Source organism: Azospirillum tabaci, assembly GCF_014596085.1.
GTDB classification, from domain to species: Bacteria; Pseudomonadota; Alphaproteobacteria; order Azospirillales; family Azospirillaceae; genus Azospirillum; species Azospirillum tabaci.
Genome location: NZ_JACCJY010000028.1, coordinates 66,720 through 84,868, shown reverse-complemented (window position 1 = coordinate 84,868; position 18,149 = coordinate 66,720). Strand labels below are relative to the sequence as shown.

Annotated in this window: 16 protein-coding genes; 6 read left to right on the top strand and 10 right to left on the bottom strand. The window is 66.9% G+C overall.

What is annotated here, in order from left to right:
• Window positions 1–723: 723 nt before the first annotated feature.
• From H0B54_RS22630 to H0B54_RS22615, 4 genes are all read left to right on the top strand, one after another.
• On the top strand, window positions 724–4,707 hold the full coding sequence (locus H0B54_RS22630; RefSeq protein ID WP_188262190.1) for a Pls/PosA family non-ribosomal peptide synthetase: 3,984 nt from the start codon (window positions 724–726) through the stop codon (window positions 4,705–4,707).
• A gap of 238 nt (window positions 4,708–4,945) precedes the next feature.
• Window positions 4,946–6,580: a fumarate hydratase gene (locus H0B54_RS22625; protein WP_188262189.1), complete on the top strand. Its 1,635-nt coding sequence runs from the start codon at window positions 4,946–4,948 to the stop codon at window positions 6,578–6,580.
• A 137-nt stretch (window positions 6,581–6,717) separates the two neighbouring features.
• Window positions 6,718–7,068: a hypothetical protein gene (locus H0B54_RS22620; protein WP_094306316.1), complete on the top strand. Its 351-nt coding sequence runs from the start codon at window positions 6,718–6,720 to the stop codon at window positions 7,066–7,068.
• A gap of 22 nt (window positions 7,069–7,090) precedes the next feature.
• Window positions 7,091–7,780 (top strand): RluA family pseudouridine synthase, encoded by a 690-nt coding sequence (locus H0B54_RS22615; RefSeq protein WP_188262188.1) that lies wholly within the window; start codon window positions 7,091–7,093, stop codon window positions 7,778–7,780.
• 19 nt (window positions 7,781–7,799) lie between these two features.
• Here the strand turns inward: H0B54_RS22615 and H0B54_RS22610 are convergent, their stop codons facing one another.
• Window positions 7,800–8,240: a DUF4383 domain-containing protein gene (locus H0B54_RS22610; protein WP_094306314.1), complete on the bottom strand. Its 441-nt coding sequence runs from the start codon at window positions 8,238–8,240 to the stop codon at window positions 7,800–7,802.
• An 85-nt stretch (window positions 8,241–8,325) separates the two neighbouring features.
• Entirely contained in the window at window positions 8,326–8,625 is a 300-nt protein-coding gene (locus H0B54_RS22605; RefSeq protein WP_188262187.1) for a 4Fe-4S dicluster domain-containing protein, read from the bottom strand.
• Between the two features lie 144 nt (window positions 8,626–8,769).
• Here H0B54_RS22605 and H0B54_RS22600 point away from each other — a divergent pair, with 144 nt between their 5' ends.
• Complete coding sequence (locus H0B54_RS22600) at window positions 8,770–10,233, top strand: ATP-binding protein (RefSeq protein WP_188262186.1); 1,464 nt, start codon at window positions 8,770–8,772, stop codon at window positions 10,231–10,233.
• Here H0B54_RS22600 and H0B54_RS22595 read toward each other — a convergent pair.
• From H0B54_RS22595 to H0B54_RS22585, 3 genes are all read right to left on the bottom strand, one after another.
• Complete coding sequence (locus tag H0B54_RS22595; RefSeq protein WP_094306312.1) at window positions 10,210–10,854, bottom strand: response regulator transcription factor; 645 nt, start codon at window positions 10,852–10,854, stop codon at window positions 10,210–10,212. The genes H0B54_RS22600 and H0B54_RS22595 overlap by 24 nt on opposite strands.
• A 276-nt stretch (window positions 10,855–11,130) precedes the next feature.
• Entirely contained in the window at window positions 11,131–12,171 is a 1,041-nt protein-coding gene (locus H0B54_RS22590) for an OmpA family protein (protein WP_094306311.1), read from the bottom strand.
• A gap of 419 nt (window positions 12,172–12,590) precedes the next feature.
• Entirely contained in the window at window positions 12,591–12,806 is a 216-nt protein-coding gene (locus H0B54_RS22585) for a hypothetical protein (protein ID WP_172428674.1), read from the bottom strand.
• Window positions 12,807–13,001: 195 nt separating this feature from the next.
• Between H0B54_RS22585 and H0B54_RS22580 the strand changes: the two genes are divergently transcribed.
• Window positions 13,002–13,253 carry a hypothetical protein gene (locus H0B54_RS22580; protein WP_188262185.1) on the top strand — a complete coding sequence of 84 codons (252 nt, stop codon included), beginning with the start codon at window positions 13,002–13,004 and terminating at the stop codon, window positions 13,251–13,253.
• A gap of 130 nt (window positions 13,254–13,383) precedes the next feature.
• Here H0B54_RS22580 and H0B54_RS22575 read toward each other — a convergent pair whose 3' ends face one another.
• From H0B54_RS22575 to livM, 5 genes are all read right to left on the bottom strand, one after another.
• Entirely contained in the window at window positions 13,384–14,484 is a 1,101-nt protein-coding gene (locus H0B54_RS22575) for a branched-chain amino acid ABC transporter substrate-binding protein (protein ID WP_188262184.1), read from the bottom strand.
• Window positions 14,485–14,657: 173 nt separating this feature from the next.
• Window positions 14,658–15,017, bottom strand: coding sequence for a DUF6867 family protein (locus tag H0B54_RS22570; RefSeq protein WP_035673562.1), 360 nt, complete (start codon window positions 15,015–15,017; stop codon window positions 14,658–14,660).
• Window positions 15,017–15,727 carry an ABC transporter ATP-binding protein gene (locus tag H0B54_RS22565; RefSeq protein ID WP_014240352.1) on the bottom strand — a complete coding sequence of 237 codons (711 nt, stop codon included), beginning with the start codon at window positions 15,725–15,727 and terminating at the stop codon, window positions 15,017–15,019. The genes H0B54_RS22570 and H0B54_RS22565 overlap by 1 nt, the downstream gene beginning before the upstream one ends.
• Window positions 15,728–15,730: 3 nt before the next feature.
• On the bottom strand, window positions 15,731–16,615 hold the full coding sequence (locus H0B54_RS22560) for an ABC transporter ATP-binding protein (protein ID WP_094306308.1): 885 nt from the start codon (window positions 16,613–16,615) through the stop codon (window positions 15,731–15,733).
• Between the two features lie 14 nt (window positions 16,616–16,629).
• Window positions 16,630–18,147, bottom strand: coding sequence for a high-affinity branched-chain amino acid ABC transporter permease LivM (gene livM / locus H0B54_RS22555; RefSeq protein ID WP_094306307.1), 1,518 nt, complete (start codon window positions 18,145–18,147; stop codon window positions 16,630–16,632).
• Window positions 18,148–18,149 lie beyond the last annotated feature (2 nt).

Below are 18,149 nucleotides of genomic sequence, written 5' to 3'. Positions count from 1 at the left end.
CGACCTCACCCAAGCTTTCGAAACTGAAGTCTCTTACTGCTTGACCGAGATGCTCAAGCGACCCGCGATGCCAGTCCCATCCGGAACCGGTCCGCGGCCAACGGCCAAAACCGCCGCCTGCGCATCCCTTCTCACAACACGGTATCAACGATATCCAAGATCCCGCGGCCCCAGGAGAACCGCAACACCCCGCGCCCATTCCCTTGAAGGAGTGGGCCGCCAGGGCCAGAATGTCTCTGTGTTCCCGACCCGTCGGCGCCTCGTTGGCGGCCACCGCGTCGGGAGGCGCTTTATATGCGGGGTGCCCCGGGGGTGGCAAGCACTTTTTTCGACCCCAGGCGATTTTTCTCCCGCCCTGTCGGAACGCACATGACACCCTTTTCATTGGTCGTGCCACGCAGAGGGCCGCATAGTCTGACCACCGGCTGAAGGGGCCTTCAGCTTGGGCGCGGCAGTAATCAATGGTTCGTTAACCAAAATCCCGTAAGGTTGCACAACGGCACAAAGCAGCCGCCAGCCGACCGCCGGGACCATCAGACACAGGTCCGACCGCCGCGATTGCGCTGAACCATTTTATAAAGGCTGACAAGCGTGACATTGCTTCGCACGCCGACCTTGGTCGAAGCCCCGGGCGCCGGCCATCGTTCGTCCGAATCTTCGAACGATGCCCTCTCCACTCCCCTTTCCTCTCTCCCTGTTTCCGGCGTACTGCGGGGCAGCGCGATGCCGGAGCTGCTTCGGGATGAACTGCTGTCCGACATCTTCGCGGACACCGCGCGGGCCATGCCGGAGCGGACCGCCATCCTGTTTGACGGGCGTCGCGTCAGCTATGGGGAGTTGGAAGCTCGGGCGAACCGTGTCGCCAACGCGTTGCGCGCGCGTGGCTACGGTCCGGGGACCTTCGTCGGGCTGTGGATGACGCGGTCGCTTGATCTGCATGTGGCGCTTCTCGGCATTCTGAAGGCCGGCGCTGCCTATCTGCCCTTCGACGCCGACGCGCCCGCCGAACGCGTGGCGGTCAGCCTGGCCGACTGCTCCGCGCCCGCCATTCTCGTGGACGCCGTGACCGCGTCGAAGGCGACCGGGCTCGCTGTGCCCGCCCTGCGGCTGGAGGACCTTGCCTCCGACGATGAGCGCGCGCCCGACCTGCGCGCGGACGGCGTCACCCGCGATCATCCGGCTTACGCGATCTACACCTCGGGCTCCACCGGCAAGCCCAAGGGCATCGTCATCAGCCACGCCAACATCTGCCATTACCTGCGCGCCGCCAACAGCCTCTACGGCATCACCGGCGAGGATGTCGCCTTTCAGGGCGCGTCGGTGGCCTTCGACCTGTCACTGGAAGAGATCTTCGTGCCGTATCTGGCCGGCGCGACGCTCTGGGTGGCGAGCCGACAGGTGCTGGACGAGGCCGACCGGCTGGCTGACGTCCTGAACGACGCCGGAATCACGGTTCTGGACACCGTGCCGACGCTGCTCGCCATGCTGCCCAAGGACGTGCCGAGCCTGCGCGTCATCATTCTGGGCGGCGAGGCCTGCCCGCCCGCGGTGGCCGCGCGCTGGTGCCGTCCGGGTCGGACGATCTTCAACAGCTATGGCCCGACCGAGGCGACCGTGGTCGCCACCGTGGCGGAAGTGCGTCCGGACGAGCCGGTCACCATTGGCCGGCCGATCCCGAATTACAGCTGCTATGTGGTGGACGAGGCGATGGCGCTGGCCGCCCCCGGCACCCAGGGCGAACTGCTGATCGGTGGGCCGGGCGTGGCGCAGGGCTATCTGGGGCGACCGGACCTGACCGCCGAGAAGTTCATCCGCAACAGCTTCGCCATCCACGGCAACGACCCGGTGCTCTACCGCTCCGGCGACGCGGTGAGCATCGACCCGAACGGCAACCTTCTGTTCCACGGCCGCATCGACGATCAGGTGAAGATCCGTGGCTTCCGGCTGGAGTTGGGCGAGATCGAGGCGAAGCTGGCCGACATGGCCGGCGTGAGCCAAGCCACCGTCGTGCTGCGCAACGACAACGGGCTGGACCGGCTGGTCGCCTTCGTGGTGCCGCAAGCCGGCGCCGCGCTGGACAAGTCGGCGCTGCGCGACCAGCTGCGCGCCCAGTTGCCGAGCTACATGGTGCCGTCGCATTTCGAGGTGACGGACCGCCTGCCCCGCCTGACCTCCGGCAAGGCCGACCGCAAGGCGCTGCAGGCCGCTCCGCTGACCGACGACGCCGGCCCCGGCGAACAGGATGAACCGCAGACCCCGACGGAAGCCGCCCTTCTGGAGGCCGCCAAGCGCGTCTTTCCCGGCCAATCGGTGCCGCTGGAGGCCGACTTCTTCATGGACCTCGGCGGGCATTCACTGCTCGCCGCGCGGTTCGTGTCGGCGGTGCGGGAGACCCGGCATCTCGACGGGCTGACCCTGCAGGACGTCTATGGCGCCCGCAGCCTGCGCTCCATGGCCGAGCGGCTGGACGCCCGCGCGCCGCGCGGCGGCAACGGCGGCAACGTAGAGCGCAAGGACCGCTTCTTCACACCGCCTCCCCTGCTCCGCCGCTTCCTGTGCGGGGCGGCGCAGGCGGCGGCCCTGCCCTTCATCCTGGCGTTGATGACGGCGCAGTGGCTGGGCGTGTTCGTCAGCTACATGCTGCTGTCGGGCGAGGACGCCAATTTCCTTCAGGAAATCGTCACGCTGCTTGGCGTCTACATGATCATCAACGCCGCCACGGTGGTGATCGCCGTCGCGGCCAAGTGGCTGGTCATCGGGCGGACGAAACCCGGGCGTTACCCGCTGTGGGGCGCCTATTATTACCGCTGGTGGCTGGCGCAGCGCTTCATCAGCCTTGTCCATCTGAAGTGGTTCCAGGGCTCGCCGGTCATGCGGGTCCTCCTGCGCACGCTCGGCGCCAAGGTGGGCGACGAGGCGCTGATCGGCGAGTTCGAGTCCGGCGCCATCGACCTCGTCACCATCGGCGCCGGCGCCTCGATCGGCGGCAAGGTGAAGCTGGCGAACGCCGAGGTGATCGGCAACGAGCTGGTCATCGGAGCGGTGGAGATCGGCGCCGACGCCTATGTCGGCACGTCCTGCGTCATCGGCATGGACGCGGTGATCGGTCACGGCACGGAACTGGCCGACCTGACCGCCTTGCCCGCCGGCGCCCGCACCGGCGCCTATGAACGCTGGGACGGCTCGCCCGCCCGCCACGTCGGCAGCGTCGACCGGACGGAGCTGCCGGCCACGGCGACCGCCGGACGGCTGCGCCGCGGGCTGAACGCCGCCTTCTACACGGTGATGCTGCTCGCCCTGCCGCCGATCTCGTTGATGCCGATCTTTCCGGCCTTCTACCTGTTCGACAATCTGGACGGGGTGCTGGGGTCGGCCTTCGGCGTCAGCTATCTCTACTACCTGCCGCTGATCGCCTGGCCGACCGCCATGGCGCTGGTCGCGGTGACGGTCTGCATGATCGCCGCGGTGCGCTGGATCGTCCTGCCGCGCGTCGAGGCTGGCACCTATTCGGTGCACAGCGGCTTCTACCTGCGCAAATGGATGGTGGCGCTGTCCACCGAGGTGATGCTGGACACGCTCAGCTCGCTCTACGCCACGGTCTACATGCGGGCGTGGTACCGGCTGATGGGCGCCAAGATCGGCAAGGACGCGGAGATCTCCACCAACCTCGCCGGGCGCTACGACCTCGTGGAGATCGGCGAGAAGTGCTTCATCGCCGACGAGGTGGTTCTGGGCGATGAGGACATCCGCCGCGGCTGGATGTTCCTGAAGCCGGTGAAGACCGAGGCGCGCGTGTTCGTCGGCAACGACGCGGTGGTGCCGGCGGGGGCCAGCATCCCCACCGGTTCGCTGATCGGCATCAAGTCCAAGCCGCCGGCCAACGAGGCGATGTCCGCCGGGGAGACGTGGTTCGGCAGCCCGCCGATCAAGCTGCCGGTGCGCCAGCGCTTCGACGGGGTCGGCGCCAATTGGACCTACGAGCCGTCCAAGGCCCGCCGCCTGTGCCGCGCGGTGTTCGAGGCCTTCAGCCTATCGATGCCGACGATGCTGTTCATCACCTTCGGCACGCTGGCGGTGGAACTGTTCGCCCCGGCCATCCTGGAGCAGCGCTACGGCGCCTTCCTGGCGCAGTTCCTGGCCGTCAGCGTCGCCATTCCGGTTGCCATGGTGGCGGTGGTGATCCTGGTGAAGTGGCTGCTGATGGGCCGCTACGCGCCGACCGTGAAGCCGATGTGGTCCTGGTGGGCCATGAAGACCGAAGCGGTGGCGGTGCTCTACTGGGGTCTCGCCGGCAAGGTGCTGCTGGACCACCTGCGCGGTACGCCGATGCTGCCCTGGGTGCTGCGCCTGTTCGGCACGAAGTTCGGCGACGGCGTCTTCATGGACACCACCGACATCACGGAGTTCGACTGCGTGTCGGTCGGCGACCACAGCGCGGTGAACGCGCTGTCGGCCCTCCAGACGCACCTCTATGAAGACCGCGTGATGAAGGTCGGCTGCGTGAAGGTCGGCCGCGGCGTCACCATCGGCGCCGGGTCCACCGTGCTGTACGACACCAGCGTCGGCGATTATGCCCATCTCGGCCCGCTGACCCTGGTCATGAAGGGCGAGGAGATCCCGGCGCACACCGAATGGGCCGGCGCCCCGGCGGAGCCGGTGACCGACGGTCAATCAGAATTGAAAGAGCAGTTCAAGAGCGCTGCATAAGCTCTCGTCGATGCTGAATTGTTGCGGCCCGGCATCCAGCGCTTCGGCGGTGGGTCCGGGCCGTATCCTTTTCAAGCTGGGGCAACGCCCTTTCCTTATCGCCGCAGGGCGTTCCGTTCCCGTTGTGCGCCGGGCGCAGGGGTGTATAACGGTGCGCGAGCGTGGCCCTGGCCCTTTTGCGCGCTGCCGCGCGCCGCATCGGGGCCTGTGACCCAAAAACAGGAAGGAAGCCCCCCGAATGCCCGATGACATCAGCCCCGCCCGCGGCGCCGCGACGCTGTTTCCGCTGGCCAAGGACGACACAGTCTACCGCAAGCTAACCTCGGATCACGTCTCGGTCGTCGAGTTCGACGGCGAGCAGATCCTGAAGGTCGAGCCGGAGGGCCTGCGCCTGCTGGCCGAAGAGGCCTTCAAGGACATCAACCACCTGCTGCGTCCCGGCCATCTCGGCCAGATCCGCGCGATCCTCGACGATCCGGAAGCCTCGCCGAACGACAAGTTCGTGGCGCTCGACCTTTTGAAGAACGCCAACATCGCCGCCGCCGGCACGCTGCCGATGTGCCAGGACACCGGCACCGCCATCATCATGGGCAAGAAGGGCCGCCGCGTCTTCACCAAGGGCGGCGACGAGGCAGCCCTGTCGGAAGGCGCCCGCGACGCCTACCTGAAGCGCAACCTGCGCTACAGCCAGCTCGCCCCGATCTCCATGTATGAGGAGAAGAACACCCGCAACAACCTGCCGGGCCAGGTCGAGATCTACGCGGAGGGCGAGGACGCCTACAAGTTCCTGTTCATGGCCAAGGGCGGCGGGTCGGCCAACAAGACCTTCCTGCATCAGGCCACCCCGTCGGTGCTGGCGCCGGACCGGCTGCTGAAGTTCCTCGAGGACAAGATCCGCTACCTCGGCACCTCGGCCTGCCCGCCCTACCACCTCGCCATCGTCATCGGCGGCCTGTCGGCGGAACAGAATCTGAAGACGGTGAAGCTGGCCTCGGCCCGCTACCTCGACAACCTGCCGACCGAAGGTGGTGAGGACGCGCACGCCTTCCGCGACCTCGCCATGGAGGCGGAGGTGCACAAGCTGACCCAGACCATGGGCATCGGCGCGCAGTTCGGCGGCAAGTACTTCTGCCACGATGTCCGCGTCATCCGCCTGCCGCGCCACGGCGCCTCCATGCCGATCGGCGTCGGCGTCTCCTGCTCGGCCGACCGTCAGGCGGTGGGCAAGATCACCAAGGACGGCATCTTCCTGGAGCAGCTGGAGACCGATCCGGCCAAGTATCTGCCGGAGATCACCGACGGCGATCTGGCCGGCGAGGTGGTGAAGATCGACCTCAACCAGCCGATGAGCGAGATCCTCGCCACGCTGAAGCAGTATCCGATCCGCACCCGTTTGTCGCTGACCGGCCCGCTGATCGTCGCCCGCGACCTCGCCCATGCCAAGCTGCGCGCGCGACTGGACGCCGGCGAGCCGCTGCCGGACTATTTCAAGAACCACCCCATCTACTACGCCGGTCCGGCCAAGACTCCGGAAGGCTACGCCTCGGGCTCCTTCGGTCCGACGACCGCCGGCCGCATGGACAGTTTCGTCGAGCAGTTCCAGGCGGCAGGCGGCTCGATGGTCATGCTGGCCAAGGGCAACCGCAGCCCGGAAGTGACCGCGGCCTGCAAGACGCACGGCGGCTTCTACCTGGGCTCCATCGGCGGCGCCGCGGCCCGTCTGGCCCAGGACTGCATCAAGAAGGTGGAGTGCGTCGAGTATCCGGAACTCGGCATGGAAGCGATCTGGCGCATTGAGGTCGAAGACTTCCCGGCCTTCATCATCGTCGATGACAAGGGCAACGACTTCTTCAAGGAATTGAAGCTGGCCTGACGCCCGCCGTTACCATTTCCCTCCCCTGCGTCAGCGCAAACCGAAGGTTTGCGCTGACGCGGCAGGCGGACCGAAGGTCCGCCGAAAGCGGGGGAGGGTCAGGGTGGGGGCAAGTGTTTGCTATTCAAGGACTCGCCATGTCCAATGACGCAACCGCCAAAATCGCCGACGCGCAGCGCCGCGCCCTGTTCGCCGCCGAGGTCATCGTGAACCGGCGCCTGCATGATTTCTCCATGCGCTACCAGACGCACTACGCCAATGACGTGGCGGAGGAGCGCAAAGCCATCGAGAAGGAAATCCGCGCGATCCGCCGCCGCATCCCGGCCGCCCCACCGGTGACGGACGCGTTGGTGGCCCAGGTCGCGGGCGATGCCCACGCGCCGGAATCGGTCCGGGCGGTGCTGCTTGCACTGGCCGCAATCCGGCCCGACGTGCTGACGACAGTTGACGAAGCGGCCTTCAACCCTGATGACGATGACGAAGATTGACCGACTCGTCCGTTAAGGCATCATGACACCCGAACAAATCCAGGCCCGCGTTCTCTACCGCGATGGGCTGATGCTCATCATCGACAAGCCTGCCGGCCTGCCTGTCCACGCCGGACCGGGCGGTGGCCCGAATCTGGAGCGCCATTTCGACGCCCTGCGCTTCGGTTTTCCGAAGCCGCCGGGCCTCGCCCACCGGCTGGACCGCGACACCTCCGGCTGCCTGATCCTGGGACGGCATCCGAAGGCCCTGCGCAAGCTGGGCAAGCTGTTCCAGGACGGCAAGGTCGACAAGACCTACTGGGCGGTCGCTGCCGGCACCCCGCCGGAGGAGCAGGGACGCATCGAGCTGCCGTTGCAGAAGGTGAGCAACCGCACCGGCGGCTGGCGGATCGTCGTGGCCGACGATGGGCAGAGCGCCGTCACCGATTACCGGGTCCTGGGCCGCGGCGACGGCATGACATGGCTGGAGTTGAAGCCCCACACCGGACGCACGCACCAGATTCGCGTGCATTGCGCCACGGCGCTGGGCTGCCCCCTGCTGGGCGATCCGCAATATGGCGGGCCGGAGGGGCATCCGCTTCATCTGCAGTCGCGGGCCATCTCGCTGCCCCTGTATCCCTCCCGCGAGGCGGTTGGCGCGGTGGCGCCGGTTCCGCCCCACATGCGCGCAGCGCTCGCCGCCTGCGGCTTTCAAGGAGACGTTCCGGCCTGACGGCCGGGCCGCCGGGCCGTTACGTCCGCCACTCGGCGCGCTTCTCCGTGCCAGCCTCCGTCTCATGCACCATGAAGCCGACATAGCCGGCCACGATGGCGAGGACGGCGTGCAGCCAGATGTCGTTGCCGTGCAGCGGCACCAGCCCGAACAGCGTGTTCAGACCCGGGATGAAACCGAGAACGGTCAGCACGGCGTAGGCCACGGCCACGCTGCGCAGATAGCTGCGCGAGGCCAGACGGCTGGAGAAGTAAGCGAAGAAACCCCAGAGGCCGAACAGGAGATGCACGACGTTGTGCAGCAGGTTCACCGGAAACAGCCCGAGCAGATAACCGTGGAAGGATTCGACGGCGAGGGTCATGCCTTCCGGAGGCGGACTCAGGAAGGTCGGAATGAAGCCCAGTATGCCGATGGCCGTAAAGGCCGCGGCGTAGACCAGCGTTACGTTGCGCCACCACATGTGTCTCTCCGTTGGCAGACAGGGGATGAAACCGCCTAACCAACAGAGGGTTTAGAAGCAGCGTTCCCAGATTCGGCCCGCAATCTCAGGCGCTCACCGCCTCCATGGTCACGGCCTTGACCGGGCACACGGTCGCGCAGTCGCCGCAGCCGGTGCAGCTGCCCTCCTCGATGAGCGGCAGCCAGCGTCCCCGTCCCAGCGGACGGAAGCGGATCGCGCCGTGGTCGCAATGGTCGCCGCACATCCGGCAGTCGGTCCCGGTGTAGGACAGGCAGCCCGCGCCGATGCGCGCTTCCAGCGCTTGCGGTGCCGCCGAGGGTGCCTGGAGCGCTGTCGGTTCGGACCGGAAGCGCCCCCGGAACAGATCCGCGCGACTGATCGCCATGATGGTCGCCCTCCCCCTCCATTTCCGCCGCCCTGCCGTTGCTGCATTCGCGAATGCCGAGCATCGGCGATGGCGGTACAGTGATCCTTCGTACACCACCCGACCTTGATCGTCGTCAAGGTCCGCACCGGAAGGACGGACGGCATGGTCCCCATCGGCAACACCACGGCGCGCTGGATGACGCTTCGCTACGGGCTGGCGCTCGGGGTGATCGCGCTGTGCACGTTGGCCGGATTCATCATGACCGAGCGGGTCATCGACCAGCACGCCGACATGCTGGAGGTGGTGAACATCTCAGGTCGTCAGCGCATGCTGTCCCAGCGCACCGCCCTGCTGGCGGAGCAGCTCCGCAACGCCCCGACCGACGCCGAACGGAGCGCCCTGACCGCCCGCCTGGCCGAGGCGACGGACATGTTCGAGAGCGCCCACCGTCGCCTGACCGGCGCCGACGAGGGGCCGGCCATGGGCAAGGACGTGCGGCGCCTCTATTTCGACGGGCCGGAGCCGCTGAACGATCTGGTGCTCCGCCACATCGCCGCGCTCCGCGCGGTCATCGCCGCCGGCTCCGCCGGCCTGCCCCCCGACATGCCCGAGGCCGACCTCGTGACCCATCAGGCGCTCGGTCCATTGCTGGCGGGGCTGGAGGACATGGTGGCGCGCTACCAGGAGGCGGGAGAGCGCGGCTTCGCCACCCTGCACAATCTCGGCTTCGCCGCCCTGATCCTGACTCTGCTGACCCTGTGCGCCGAAGTTCTGGTGATCTTCCGCCCGATGGTCCGGCAGGTGCAGCGCCAGTTCGCGGACATCACACGCATGACGCAGGCGCTGGAACAGACCAACGTTACGTTGGAAGCCCAGGTGCGCGCCCGCACCGCCGAACTGCACACGGCGAAGGTGGCGGCGGAACAGGCCCATCTGGCGAAGTCGCGCTTCCTCGCCCACGCCGGGCACGACCTGAAACAGCCTCTCCAGGCCATCAATATGTTCACCGGCATGCTGGAACGGCAGCTCGACAAGCCCCGCGCCCTGGCGCTGGTGAAGGATCTGCGACTCGCCCAGCGGTCCATGCACGATCTGCTGAACGCCATCCTGGACATCTCGAAGCTGGAATCCGGCGTGGTCGAACCGAAGCCCGCCGATGTCTCCCTGTCCGGCCTGTTCGACCAGCTCGAAGCGGAGTTCACCGGGATCGCCGAGGACAAGGGGCTGCGGCTGCGCGTCGTGCCGACGTATCTGTCGGTGCGGACGGACCCTTTCCTTCTGGAACGCATCCTGCGCAACCTGCTGACCAACGCGGTGCGTTACACCGAACAGGGCGGCGTGCTGATGGGCTGCCGGCGCCGCGGCGGCACGGTGTGGGTCGAGGTCTACGACACCGGACGCGGCATCGCCGAGGCCGACCGCCGCCGCATTTTCGAGGAGTTCGTCCAGCTCGACCGGCCCGACCGAGACCGCAGCGAGGGGATCGGGCTGGGGCTGGCCATCGTCGACCGGCTGGCCAAGCTGCTCGGCCATCCGCTGGAGCTTCGCTCGATCGAAGGGCGCGGAACGGTGTTCGCTGTGGGGGTTCCCTTGGTCCGCAGCCTACACGAGCCGGTCGCGGCCTGATTCCTTGACCAGCAGCACCGCCTGGGTCCGGCTGCCGACCCCGAGCGCCTTCAGCACGCCGGTGACGTGGGTCTTGACGGTGGACAGGTTCAGGCCGAGCCGTTCCCCGATCTCCTGATTCGACAGACCCTGAGCCAACAGGTCCAGAACCTCCAACTGGCGGCGGGTCATGCCGTCGAAGACGCTCGGCTCCTGCGCCTTCGCGGCGGCCGGTGCCTGGGCGATCCCCGGCATGCCGAGCACCGGGGGCACATAGGACCCACCGGCCATGACCAGACGCAGGATGTTCACGACCAGCACGTCGTCGGTGGATTTCGGGATGAAGGCCCGCACCCCGCGCGACAGCACGGCGCGCATCTCGTCCGGCGAGTCGATCATCGAGAAGACGACGACCGGCACCGGCGCCACCCGCTTCACCACCGCTTCCACATCGTCCAGCCCACCGAGGCCGGGCATGCGCAGATCCATGATGACGAGGTCGTAGGGTCCCTGGTCCAGCAGCTGTGTCAACTGGCCGAAGCTGGTCGCCGCCGCCACGCTGGCCTGTTCGTCCAACTCCCCGACCAGATGGGTCAGGCCACTGCGAACGATGGAGTGATCGTCGGCGATCAATACCTGCATGACAACCCTGCTTCGGCGAAGGCGGCTGGAGGGGATGACCCAATGGGACAGGGTCCGCTGGGACCGGGCCGGACTTGGTCGTCTCAAACCAAAGTGCGGCTTCCGGTATGAACCTCATACGCCGACAGGAGGTTTCATGCCACAATTGATGCATGATTCCGCAATGCCGCGCGTGCTTCTGCCGCAGATGCGAAAAAGGCGCCGCGGAGGCGGCGCCCTTCTCTCGGTCCTGATCGCGCCGACCGGCCCCGCGAAGGGGGCCGGCGGCCGGCCGGATCACTGCACGCGGATGAGGATCTGCGCGCGGCGGTTCGAAGGCTCGCGGACGTTCGCACCGGTGTTCACCAGAAGCTGGGTCTCGCCCTTGCCCTCGACGGTGATCTGGTTGGCGGCAACGCCCTTGCCGACCAGCGCGTTCTTGACCGCGTCGGCGCGGCGCAGCGAGAGCCGCTGGTTGTAGGCCGGCGATCCCGAGGTGTCGGTGTGGCCGACCACATGGATGCTGACCGCCCGCACCTGACCGGCGGAGGCGGCGGCATCGCCGATGATCTTGTCGGACGCCGCGGTGATGTTGGCCTTGTCCCAGTCGAAGAACACCAGATACTCCGACTGCGGCTGCGCCTGCACCGGAGCCGCCGGAGCGACGGGGGCCGCCGCCGGGGCCGCCGCCGGAGCGCCGAAGGTGTAGCGCAGGCCGGCCATGATGGTGTGGTTCTGGTACTCGCCCTTCACGGTGGAGCTGGCGAGGCCGGCCGGGCCGCCCAGGTCGAACTTCGGGTCGAGCGTGGCGAAGTAACGGTAGTCCAGCGTCAGCGCCAGATTCTGGGTCAGGGCGTAGGACACGCCGGCGATGCCCTGGTAGGCGAACACCCAGTCGCGGTCATCGAAGCCGCCGAGATCCAGACGGACCTGGGCGATACCGGCGCCGACGCCGATGTAGGGCGTGAAGGCGGTGCCGGTGTTGATGTCGTACAGCACGTTGCCCATGAAGGCGAGCGAGCTGGCCTTGCCACCGAGACCGTTCACCGCCGCGTTGGAGCTGTCGGTGCTGTCGATCGCGTTGCGCCAGCGCCAGGCGAACTCCAGCTCGGCGCGGGGGCCGGCGGCCGTGGCGTAGCCGGCGGAGATGTCGCCGATGCCGCCCAGCTTGAAGCTGGTGCTGGCGTCCGTCGGGGTGTTCTCGAAACGCAGATCGGCGTCGCGAGTCCAGTTCACGCCGGCGCCGGCGCCGACGTAGAAGCCCTCGGTCGCGGCCATGGCGGCGGTCGGCAGCATCGCCGCGAGCGCCGTCCCGAGCAGAATCCCACGCAGAGTCATTTTCTTCTTTCCTTTGTAGACGGCGTTGCCGGGGCTGTCGAAGCCAACCGTTCGAACGGCGGGGTGTCTGACGACACCCGCCTTCATCGGGCGAGCCCGCCGCATTCCGTCGGCGGTTGAAACGTCATGACTCCGAAATATCAGCAACCACCCACCGCCACAAGTGCCCTGTGATAAGATGCACAGAGATGTTGCATTTCTGCATTACTCGAACGTTCGTCTCGCTCTTCATATTCCTTCGAGTTCAAAGCATTCGCTTGGCGAATTCTTCCTAACACCTTTGGGCGCAACCCATAACTTTCGGGGTGGATTTGCGCCTAGGACCAACAACCGGACATACGTGCGCAACCCGCCGTCGGCAGGGAACAGCGCTTCAGCCACATGATGAAATGCGGACGGAACCGGTAGCGGCGCTCGGGTCAATCCTGCGGTTCGGCGACCGTTTCGAACTGGGTGGGGTCAAGCAGGGTAGAAACCGCCAAGGTTTTCAGGGTCTTGTGATCGTCGGACCGCTGCAGCTGCGCATGCTGGGTGCCCAGCCCATCCTTGCGGATGGCGATCACCTGCCAGACGCCACCGCCGGGACCCAACTTGCGGAACATCTGGCCTTCGACGACTTCGCGCTTTCTGCGCATATCCAATCTCCAAAACCCAAAACGTCAAACCCGCCAACCCTGCGGGTACGGCAGACCATTCAAACACCAAACCGCCCCCGGTTGGCGAGTGCCCGCTGCGAGCCTCACGCACACCGCAGCCGGGATGTAGCGGTGCTGCAACAACCGTCTTCGCACCTGCGGAACAAACCGTCGATCCGGCGTGTTGATGCCGTCATGAAAATCGATCACGACGTGCTCCTGTTCGCGACCCGCCTCGTGGAAGAACTGGGCGAGTCCGCCATCCGCATCAGCCGCGTCCGCCTCGTCGAGCTCACGGCTGCGAACAACCTGCGCGCCGCCGCCTTCTGGCGGGATGTGATGCGCACCTCGGAGAGGCTTCTGGCGGAGCGCTCCCCCGCCCTGGCGCCCCCCCCCCCCCGCCCCCGGGGGGCGCCCGCCATGCCGGCGCAACCGGCCACGTTCTGACCAAAGTCCCGGCCACCAAGCCATGCAAAAGGCCCGGCGGATTCCCGCCGGCCCTTCGCACGTCTTCGTTTCCCTGAGGAAACCGGATCGAACGACCGGGTTTCTTGACCCCGGATTACTTGACCCCGGATTACTTGACCTGGGCGTACTGGCCGTTGTTCCAGCGGTACCAGACGTAGGCCGGAGAGGTCACGTCACCCTTGGCGTCGAAGCCGATCTTGCCGATCACCGTGTTGTAGCTGTTCTTGCGCAGAACATCGGCGATCTTCGCCGATTCGGTCGAGTTGGCCTGCTTGGCCGCCTCAGCCCAGATCTGCAGGGCAGCGTAGGTGTAGAGGGTGTAGCCCTCCGGCTCGTAACCGGCCTTGCGGAACTTCTCCACGGCTTCCTTGGCTTCCGGCATCTCGCGCGGATCCGGGCCGAAGGTCATCATGGTGTTCTCGCCGGCCGGACCGGTGATCGCCCAATACTCGTTCGTCACCAGCGCGTCGCCCGACACGATCGGGGCGTTCAGGCCCTGATCCTTCATCTGGCGCGCCAGCAGGCCGGCCTCGGTGTGGTAGCCACCGACATAGACGACGTCGACGGCTTCCTGCTTCAGCTTGGAGACCAGAGCCGAGTAGTCCTTCTCACCCGCCGTGTAGGCTTCGTAGATCTTCTCCTTCTGGCCGCCGGCGTTCAGCGCCTTCTGCGTCTCGTCGGCGAGACCCTTACCGTAGGCCGACTTGTCGTGAAGGATCGCGACGTTCTTGCCCTTGTAGTTCTCCAGCAGATACTTGCCGGCGATCTGGCCCTGCTGATCGTCACGGCCGCAGACGCGCAGCACGTTCTTCAGGCCCTGCTCGGTCAGCTTCGGGTTGGTCGAGGCCGGAGAGATCTGCAGGACGCCTTCCTCGGCGTAGACCTGCGAGGCCGGGATCGAGGAGCCCGAGCAGAAGTGACCGGCGACGAACTTCACGCCCGCCTTGGCGAGCTGGTTCGCCACGGCGACGGCCTGCTTCGGGTCGCAGGCGTCGTCGCCCACTTCCAGCTTCAGCTTCTGGCCCAGGACACCGCCGGCGGCGTTGATGTCGGCAACCGCCTGCTCCATGCCCTTCTTCATCTGCTCGCCGAAGGTGGCGTACTGGCCGGTGATCGGGCCGGCGGTCGCCACCGCGATGTCGGCCTTCGCCACCGAGGCGGTCATAGCGGTCGCCGCAACCGCAACGAGGAGGGAAAGCTTGTAGTTCATAGTTTCGTTGGCTCCCTGTTATGAGTCGTACGCCGGCCCCGCCGGGGCCTTTTCACCGGTCCCCCAAGGGCTGGGGGCGCCGGTGCCGACAAGGTTCCACTATAGTCCGATCATCGCCAAGTGCGACAGTTTCACCCGCGTCCTGGTCCTGATCGGACCCATGGAATTCGCAATCACTGGGCGAGCGTTCCGCCGACGCGCTCGCGCCAGCCGAAGGGTCCCGAACGCTCGTACAGCCAAGGATACTGGGACACCATCCGGCGCGCCATCGAAATGCGGTAGGTGGTCAGGGTGATCGCACCGATCACCAGGGTGTGCACCACGAATCCATACACCGACAGGAGCTGGCCGCCGAACAGGCCCCAGACCAGGAACCGGTCGCCCAAGCCAAGCAGGATGGAGTAGGCGATGGCGCTCGACAGCGGCTTCCAGCCTTCGGCCAGGGTCTGGCCGGTCAAAACGCCGCAGCCGCCGAACACCAGAACCGTCAGGCCCAGGAACACCGGCAGAGAGGACCCGAGAACGCCGTCCATCAGTGACCTCCCTCGAGATAGGCCGAACGCACTTCCTCGTTCGCCAGCAGTTCCGCGCCGGTCCCCGACATGGTGACCTTGCCGTTGACCATCACGTAGCCGCGGTGGGCGAGCTTCAGCGCGTGGAAGGCGTTCTGCTCGACCATGAACACGGTCATCTTCTGTTCGCGGTTGATGTCCTTCACCGCCTGGAAGATCTGCTTCACCACCAGCGGGGCGAGGCCCAGCGACGGCTCGTCGAGAAGCAGCAGCCGCGGCTGGCTCATCAGCGCGCGGCCGATGGCCAGCATCTGCTGCTCGCCGCCCGACATGGTGCCGGCGCGTTGGCTGATGCGCTCCTTCAGGCGCGGGAACAGGGTCAGGACCCGCTCCAGCTCGTTGGCGAAGCTGCCCGGCTTGGCGGTGATGGAGCCCATCTGCAGGTTCTCCAGCACGCTCATGCGCGGGAAGATCCGGCGGCCTTCCGGCGACTGGGCGATGCCCAGGCGGACGAGTTCGTAGGTGGGCATCTGCGTGATGTCCTGCCCCTCGAACGTGATCCGGCCCATGCGGGCGCGCGGACTGCCGCAGATGGTCATGAGAAGCGTGGACTTGCCGGCGCCGTTGGCGCCGATCAGCGAGACGATCTCGCCGGCCCCGATCTCGATGTCGACCCCCTTCAGCGCCTCGATGGCGCCGTAGAAGGTGTGGACGCCCGATACCTTCAGCATGGCTCAGGCCCCCTCCTCGGCTCGCTTGGCGACTTCCGGCAGGTCGGCCGCGACCACCGCCGGCAACTCCTCGTCCTCTTCCTCGCCGAGATAGGCGCGGATCACCGCCGGATCGTTCTTCACGAAGGCCGGATCGCCGTCGGAGATCTTCCGCCCGTAATCCAGCACGACGACATGGTCGGAAATGGTCATCACCACGCTCATGTCATGCTCGATCAGCAGCACGCCGATCTTGTGCTCGTCGCGGATGTAGGTGAGCAGTTCGGCCAGTTCGCCCGACTCGCGCGGGTTGAGGCCCGCCGCCGGCTCGTCCAGGCAGAGCATCACCGGCTCCGTGCACATGGCGCGGGCGATCTCCAGCCGGCGCTGGGCGCCGTAGGGGAGGTTGCCCGCCTCCCAGTCCGCAAATTCCAGCAGCCGCACGCGGTCCAGCCAGTATTTGGCCAGATCGACCGCCGCACGCTCCGTCTTGGTGTAGGACGGCAGACCGAGCAGGCCGGCGATGGAGAAGCCCGACGCGCGGATCAGCTTGTTGTGCTGGGCGACGATCAGGTTCTCCAGGACGCTCATGCCCCCGAACAGACGGATGTTCTGGAAGGTGCGGGCGACGCTGGCCTTTTGCGAGATGCGGTAGCCCGGCATCCGCTCCAGCAGGAATTCCTTCCCGTCGGCATGGCGCAGCGTCAGCCGGCCCACCGTGGGAGTGTAGAAGCCGGTGATGCAGTTGAACAATGTGGTCTTGCCAGCGCCGTTCGGGCCGATGATCGCGGTGATCTCGCCGTTGTTGGCCGAGAAGGAGACGTCGTTGACCGCCACCAGCCCGCCGAAGCGCATGGTGAGGTGTTCGACCGTCAGCAGGGGCGTGGTGGTCATGGAATGACCCGTCATCACTGTACCTTCCATCACTTCGCGCTCCCCCCGGCGATGCCCTGCCCGCCGGCCGCGGCGGTGCCCGCGGCGGGGCCGCCGCTTCCGCCCTTGGATCGGCCGTGCAGGAGGATGGTCGGATCGCGGTGGGCCAGCAGGCCGCGCGGACGCCACAGCATGATCAGCACCATGCCCATGCCGAACGTCAGCATGCGGTAGTCGGCCAGTTCACGGAAGGCTTCTGGCAGGCCGATCACCAGCAGGGTCGCCACGACGACGCCGATCTGGCTGCCCATGCCGCCCAGCACCACGATGGCGAGGATGATCGCCGATTCGATGAAGGTGAAGCTTTCCGGGCTGATGAAGCCCTGGCGAGTGGCGAAGAAGGACCCGGCGAAGCCGCCGAACATCGCCGCGATGGCGAAGGCCGCCAGCTTCATGTTCGTGCGGTTGATGCCCAGCGAGGCGCAGGCGATGTCGTCCTCGCGCAGCGCTTCCCAGGCGCGGCCCAGCGGCAGCTTGCGAACGCGCATGGTGAACAGGTTCACCACCAGGGCCAGCACCAGGATCAAATAATAGAGGAAGATGATTCGGTGCAGCGGGCTGAACTCCAGGCCGAACATCTCGTGGAAGGCCGCGGTGCCCTCCGCCGGAGTCCGCGTGAAGTCGGCGATGCCGAAGAAGCTCGGGCGCGGAATGCCGGAGATGCCGTTGGGGCCGCCGGTGAACTGGTACCAGTTGATCAGGATGATGCGGATGATCTCGCCGAAGCCCAGCGTCACGATGGCGAAATAGTCGCCGCGCAGACGCAGCACCGGGAAGCCCAGCAGAACGCCCGACATCGCCGCGAGGAAGCCGGCCAGCGGCAGGCAGACCCAGAAGCTGAAGCCGAAATAATGGGCCAGCAGCGCGTAGGAGTAGGCGCCCACCGCGTAGAAGGCCACATAGCCGAGATCGAGCAGGCCGGCGAGGCCGACCACGATGTTCAGCCCCCAGCCCAGCATGATGTAGGTCAGCAGCAGGATGCCGATGTCCAGCAGCTGGCGGTCGGCCAGCGGCGTGAACGGGAAGGCCAGCGCCACGACGACGGCGATCGGACCGAGCCAGCGGGAGGCGTGCTGCACCTGCGCCGCGATGTGGTCCATCCGCTTGTCGCGCTCCGCCTGCGACAGCTTGGAGCGGCCGGTGCGGATGGCGAGGATGGCGCGGATCGCGATGACCGCACCGCCGCCGATCAGGATGACCCGCAGGGCCTCCGTCGGCATGGCGATGAAGAAGCCCGCCGCGGTGGCGGCGGCGGCCAGGACCAGGACGGTGACCGCGTGGCCCTCGCGGATCAGGCAGAGGCCGAGACGGCCGAGGAAGACCAGACCGACGGCGGCGGCCACCTCGTTCCAGCGGGTTTCCAGCCCAAGGCCGGTGGGACGGTCCACCGTGCGCAGGCCGACCAGCGGAATCGTCAGGAGAAGGGCGACGAAGGCGGTCATCGCCGCCTCCTTGAGGATCGCGGGCCAGGCGATGGCCCGCGGCGAAGACATGGAAATCGCGGTCATGG

Bases quoted from the DNA above. Each gene is read 5' to 3' on its own strand.
- H0B54_RS22630 (WP_188262190.1), top strand. From the start codon at position 724: ATGCCGGAGCTGCTTCGGGATGAACTGCTGTCCGACATCTTCGCGGAC.
- H0B54_RS22625 (WP_188262189.1), top strand. From the start codon at position 4,946: ATGCCCGATGACATCAGCCCCGCCCGCGGCGCCGCGACGCTGTTTCCG.
- H0B54_RS22620 (WP_094306316.1), top strand. From the start codon at position 6,718: ATGTCCAATGACGCAACCGCCAAAATCGCCGACGCGCAGCGCCGCGCC.
- H0B54_RS22615 (WP_188262188.1), top strand. From the start codon at position 7,091: ATGACACCCGAACAAATCCAGGCCCGCGTTCTCTACCGCGATGGGCTG.
- H0B54_RS22610 (WP_094306314.1), bottom strand. From the start codon at position 8,240: ATGTGGTGGCGCAACGTAACGCTGGTCTACGCCGCGGCCTTTACGGCC.
- H0B54_RS22605 (WP_188262187.1), bottom strand. From the start codon at position 8,625: ATGGCGATCAGTCGCGCGGATCTGTTCCGGGGGCGCTTCCGGTCCGAA.
- H0B54_RS22600 (WP_188262186.1), top strand. From the start codon at position 8,770: ATGGTCCCCATCGGCAACACCACGGCGCGCTGGATGACGCTTCGCTAC.
- H0B54_RS22595 (WP_094306312.1), bottom strand. From the start codon at position 10,854: ATGCAGGTATTGATCGCCGACGATCACTCCATCGTTCGCAGTGGCCTG.
- H0B54_RS22590 (WP_094306311.1), bottom strand. From the start codon at position 12,171: ATGACTCTGCGTGGGATTCTGCTCGGGACGGCGCTCGCGGCGATGCTG.
- H0B54_RS22585 (WP_172428674.1), bottom strand. From the start codon at position 12,806: ATGCGCAGAAAGCGCGAAGTCGTCGAAGGCCAGATGTTCCGCAAGTTG.
- H0B54_RS22580 (WP_188262185.1), top strand. From the start codon at position 13,002: ATGAAAATCGATCACGACGTGCTCCTGTTCGCGACCCGCCTCGTGGAA.
- H0B54_RS22575 (WP_188262184.1), bottom strand. From the start codon at position 14,484: ATGAACTACAAGCTTTCCCTCCTCGTTGCGGTTGCGGCGACCGCTATG.
- H0B54_RS22570 (WP_035673562.1), bottom strand. From the start codon at position 15,017: ATGGACGGCGTTCTCGGGTCCTCTCTGCCGGTGTTCCTGGGCCTGACG.
- H0B54_RS22565 (WP_014240352.1), bottom strand. From the start codon at position 15,727: ATGCTGAAGGTATCGGGCGTCCACACCTTCTACGGCGCCATCGAGGCG.
- H0B54_RS22560 (WP_094306308.1), bottom strand. From the start codon at position 16,615: ATGACGGGTCATTCCATGACCACCACGCCCCTGCTGACGGTCGAACAC.
- livM (WP_094306307.1), bottom strand. From the start codon at position 18,147: ATGACCGCGATTTCCATGTCTTCGCCGCGGGCCATCGCCTGGCCCGCG.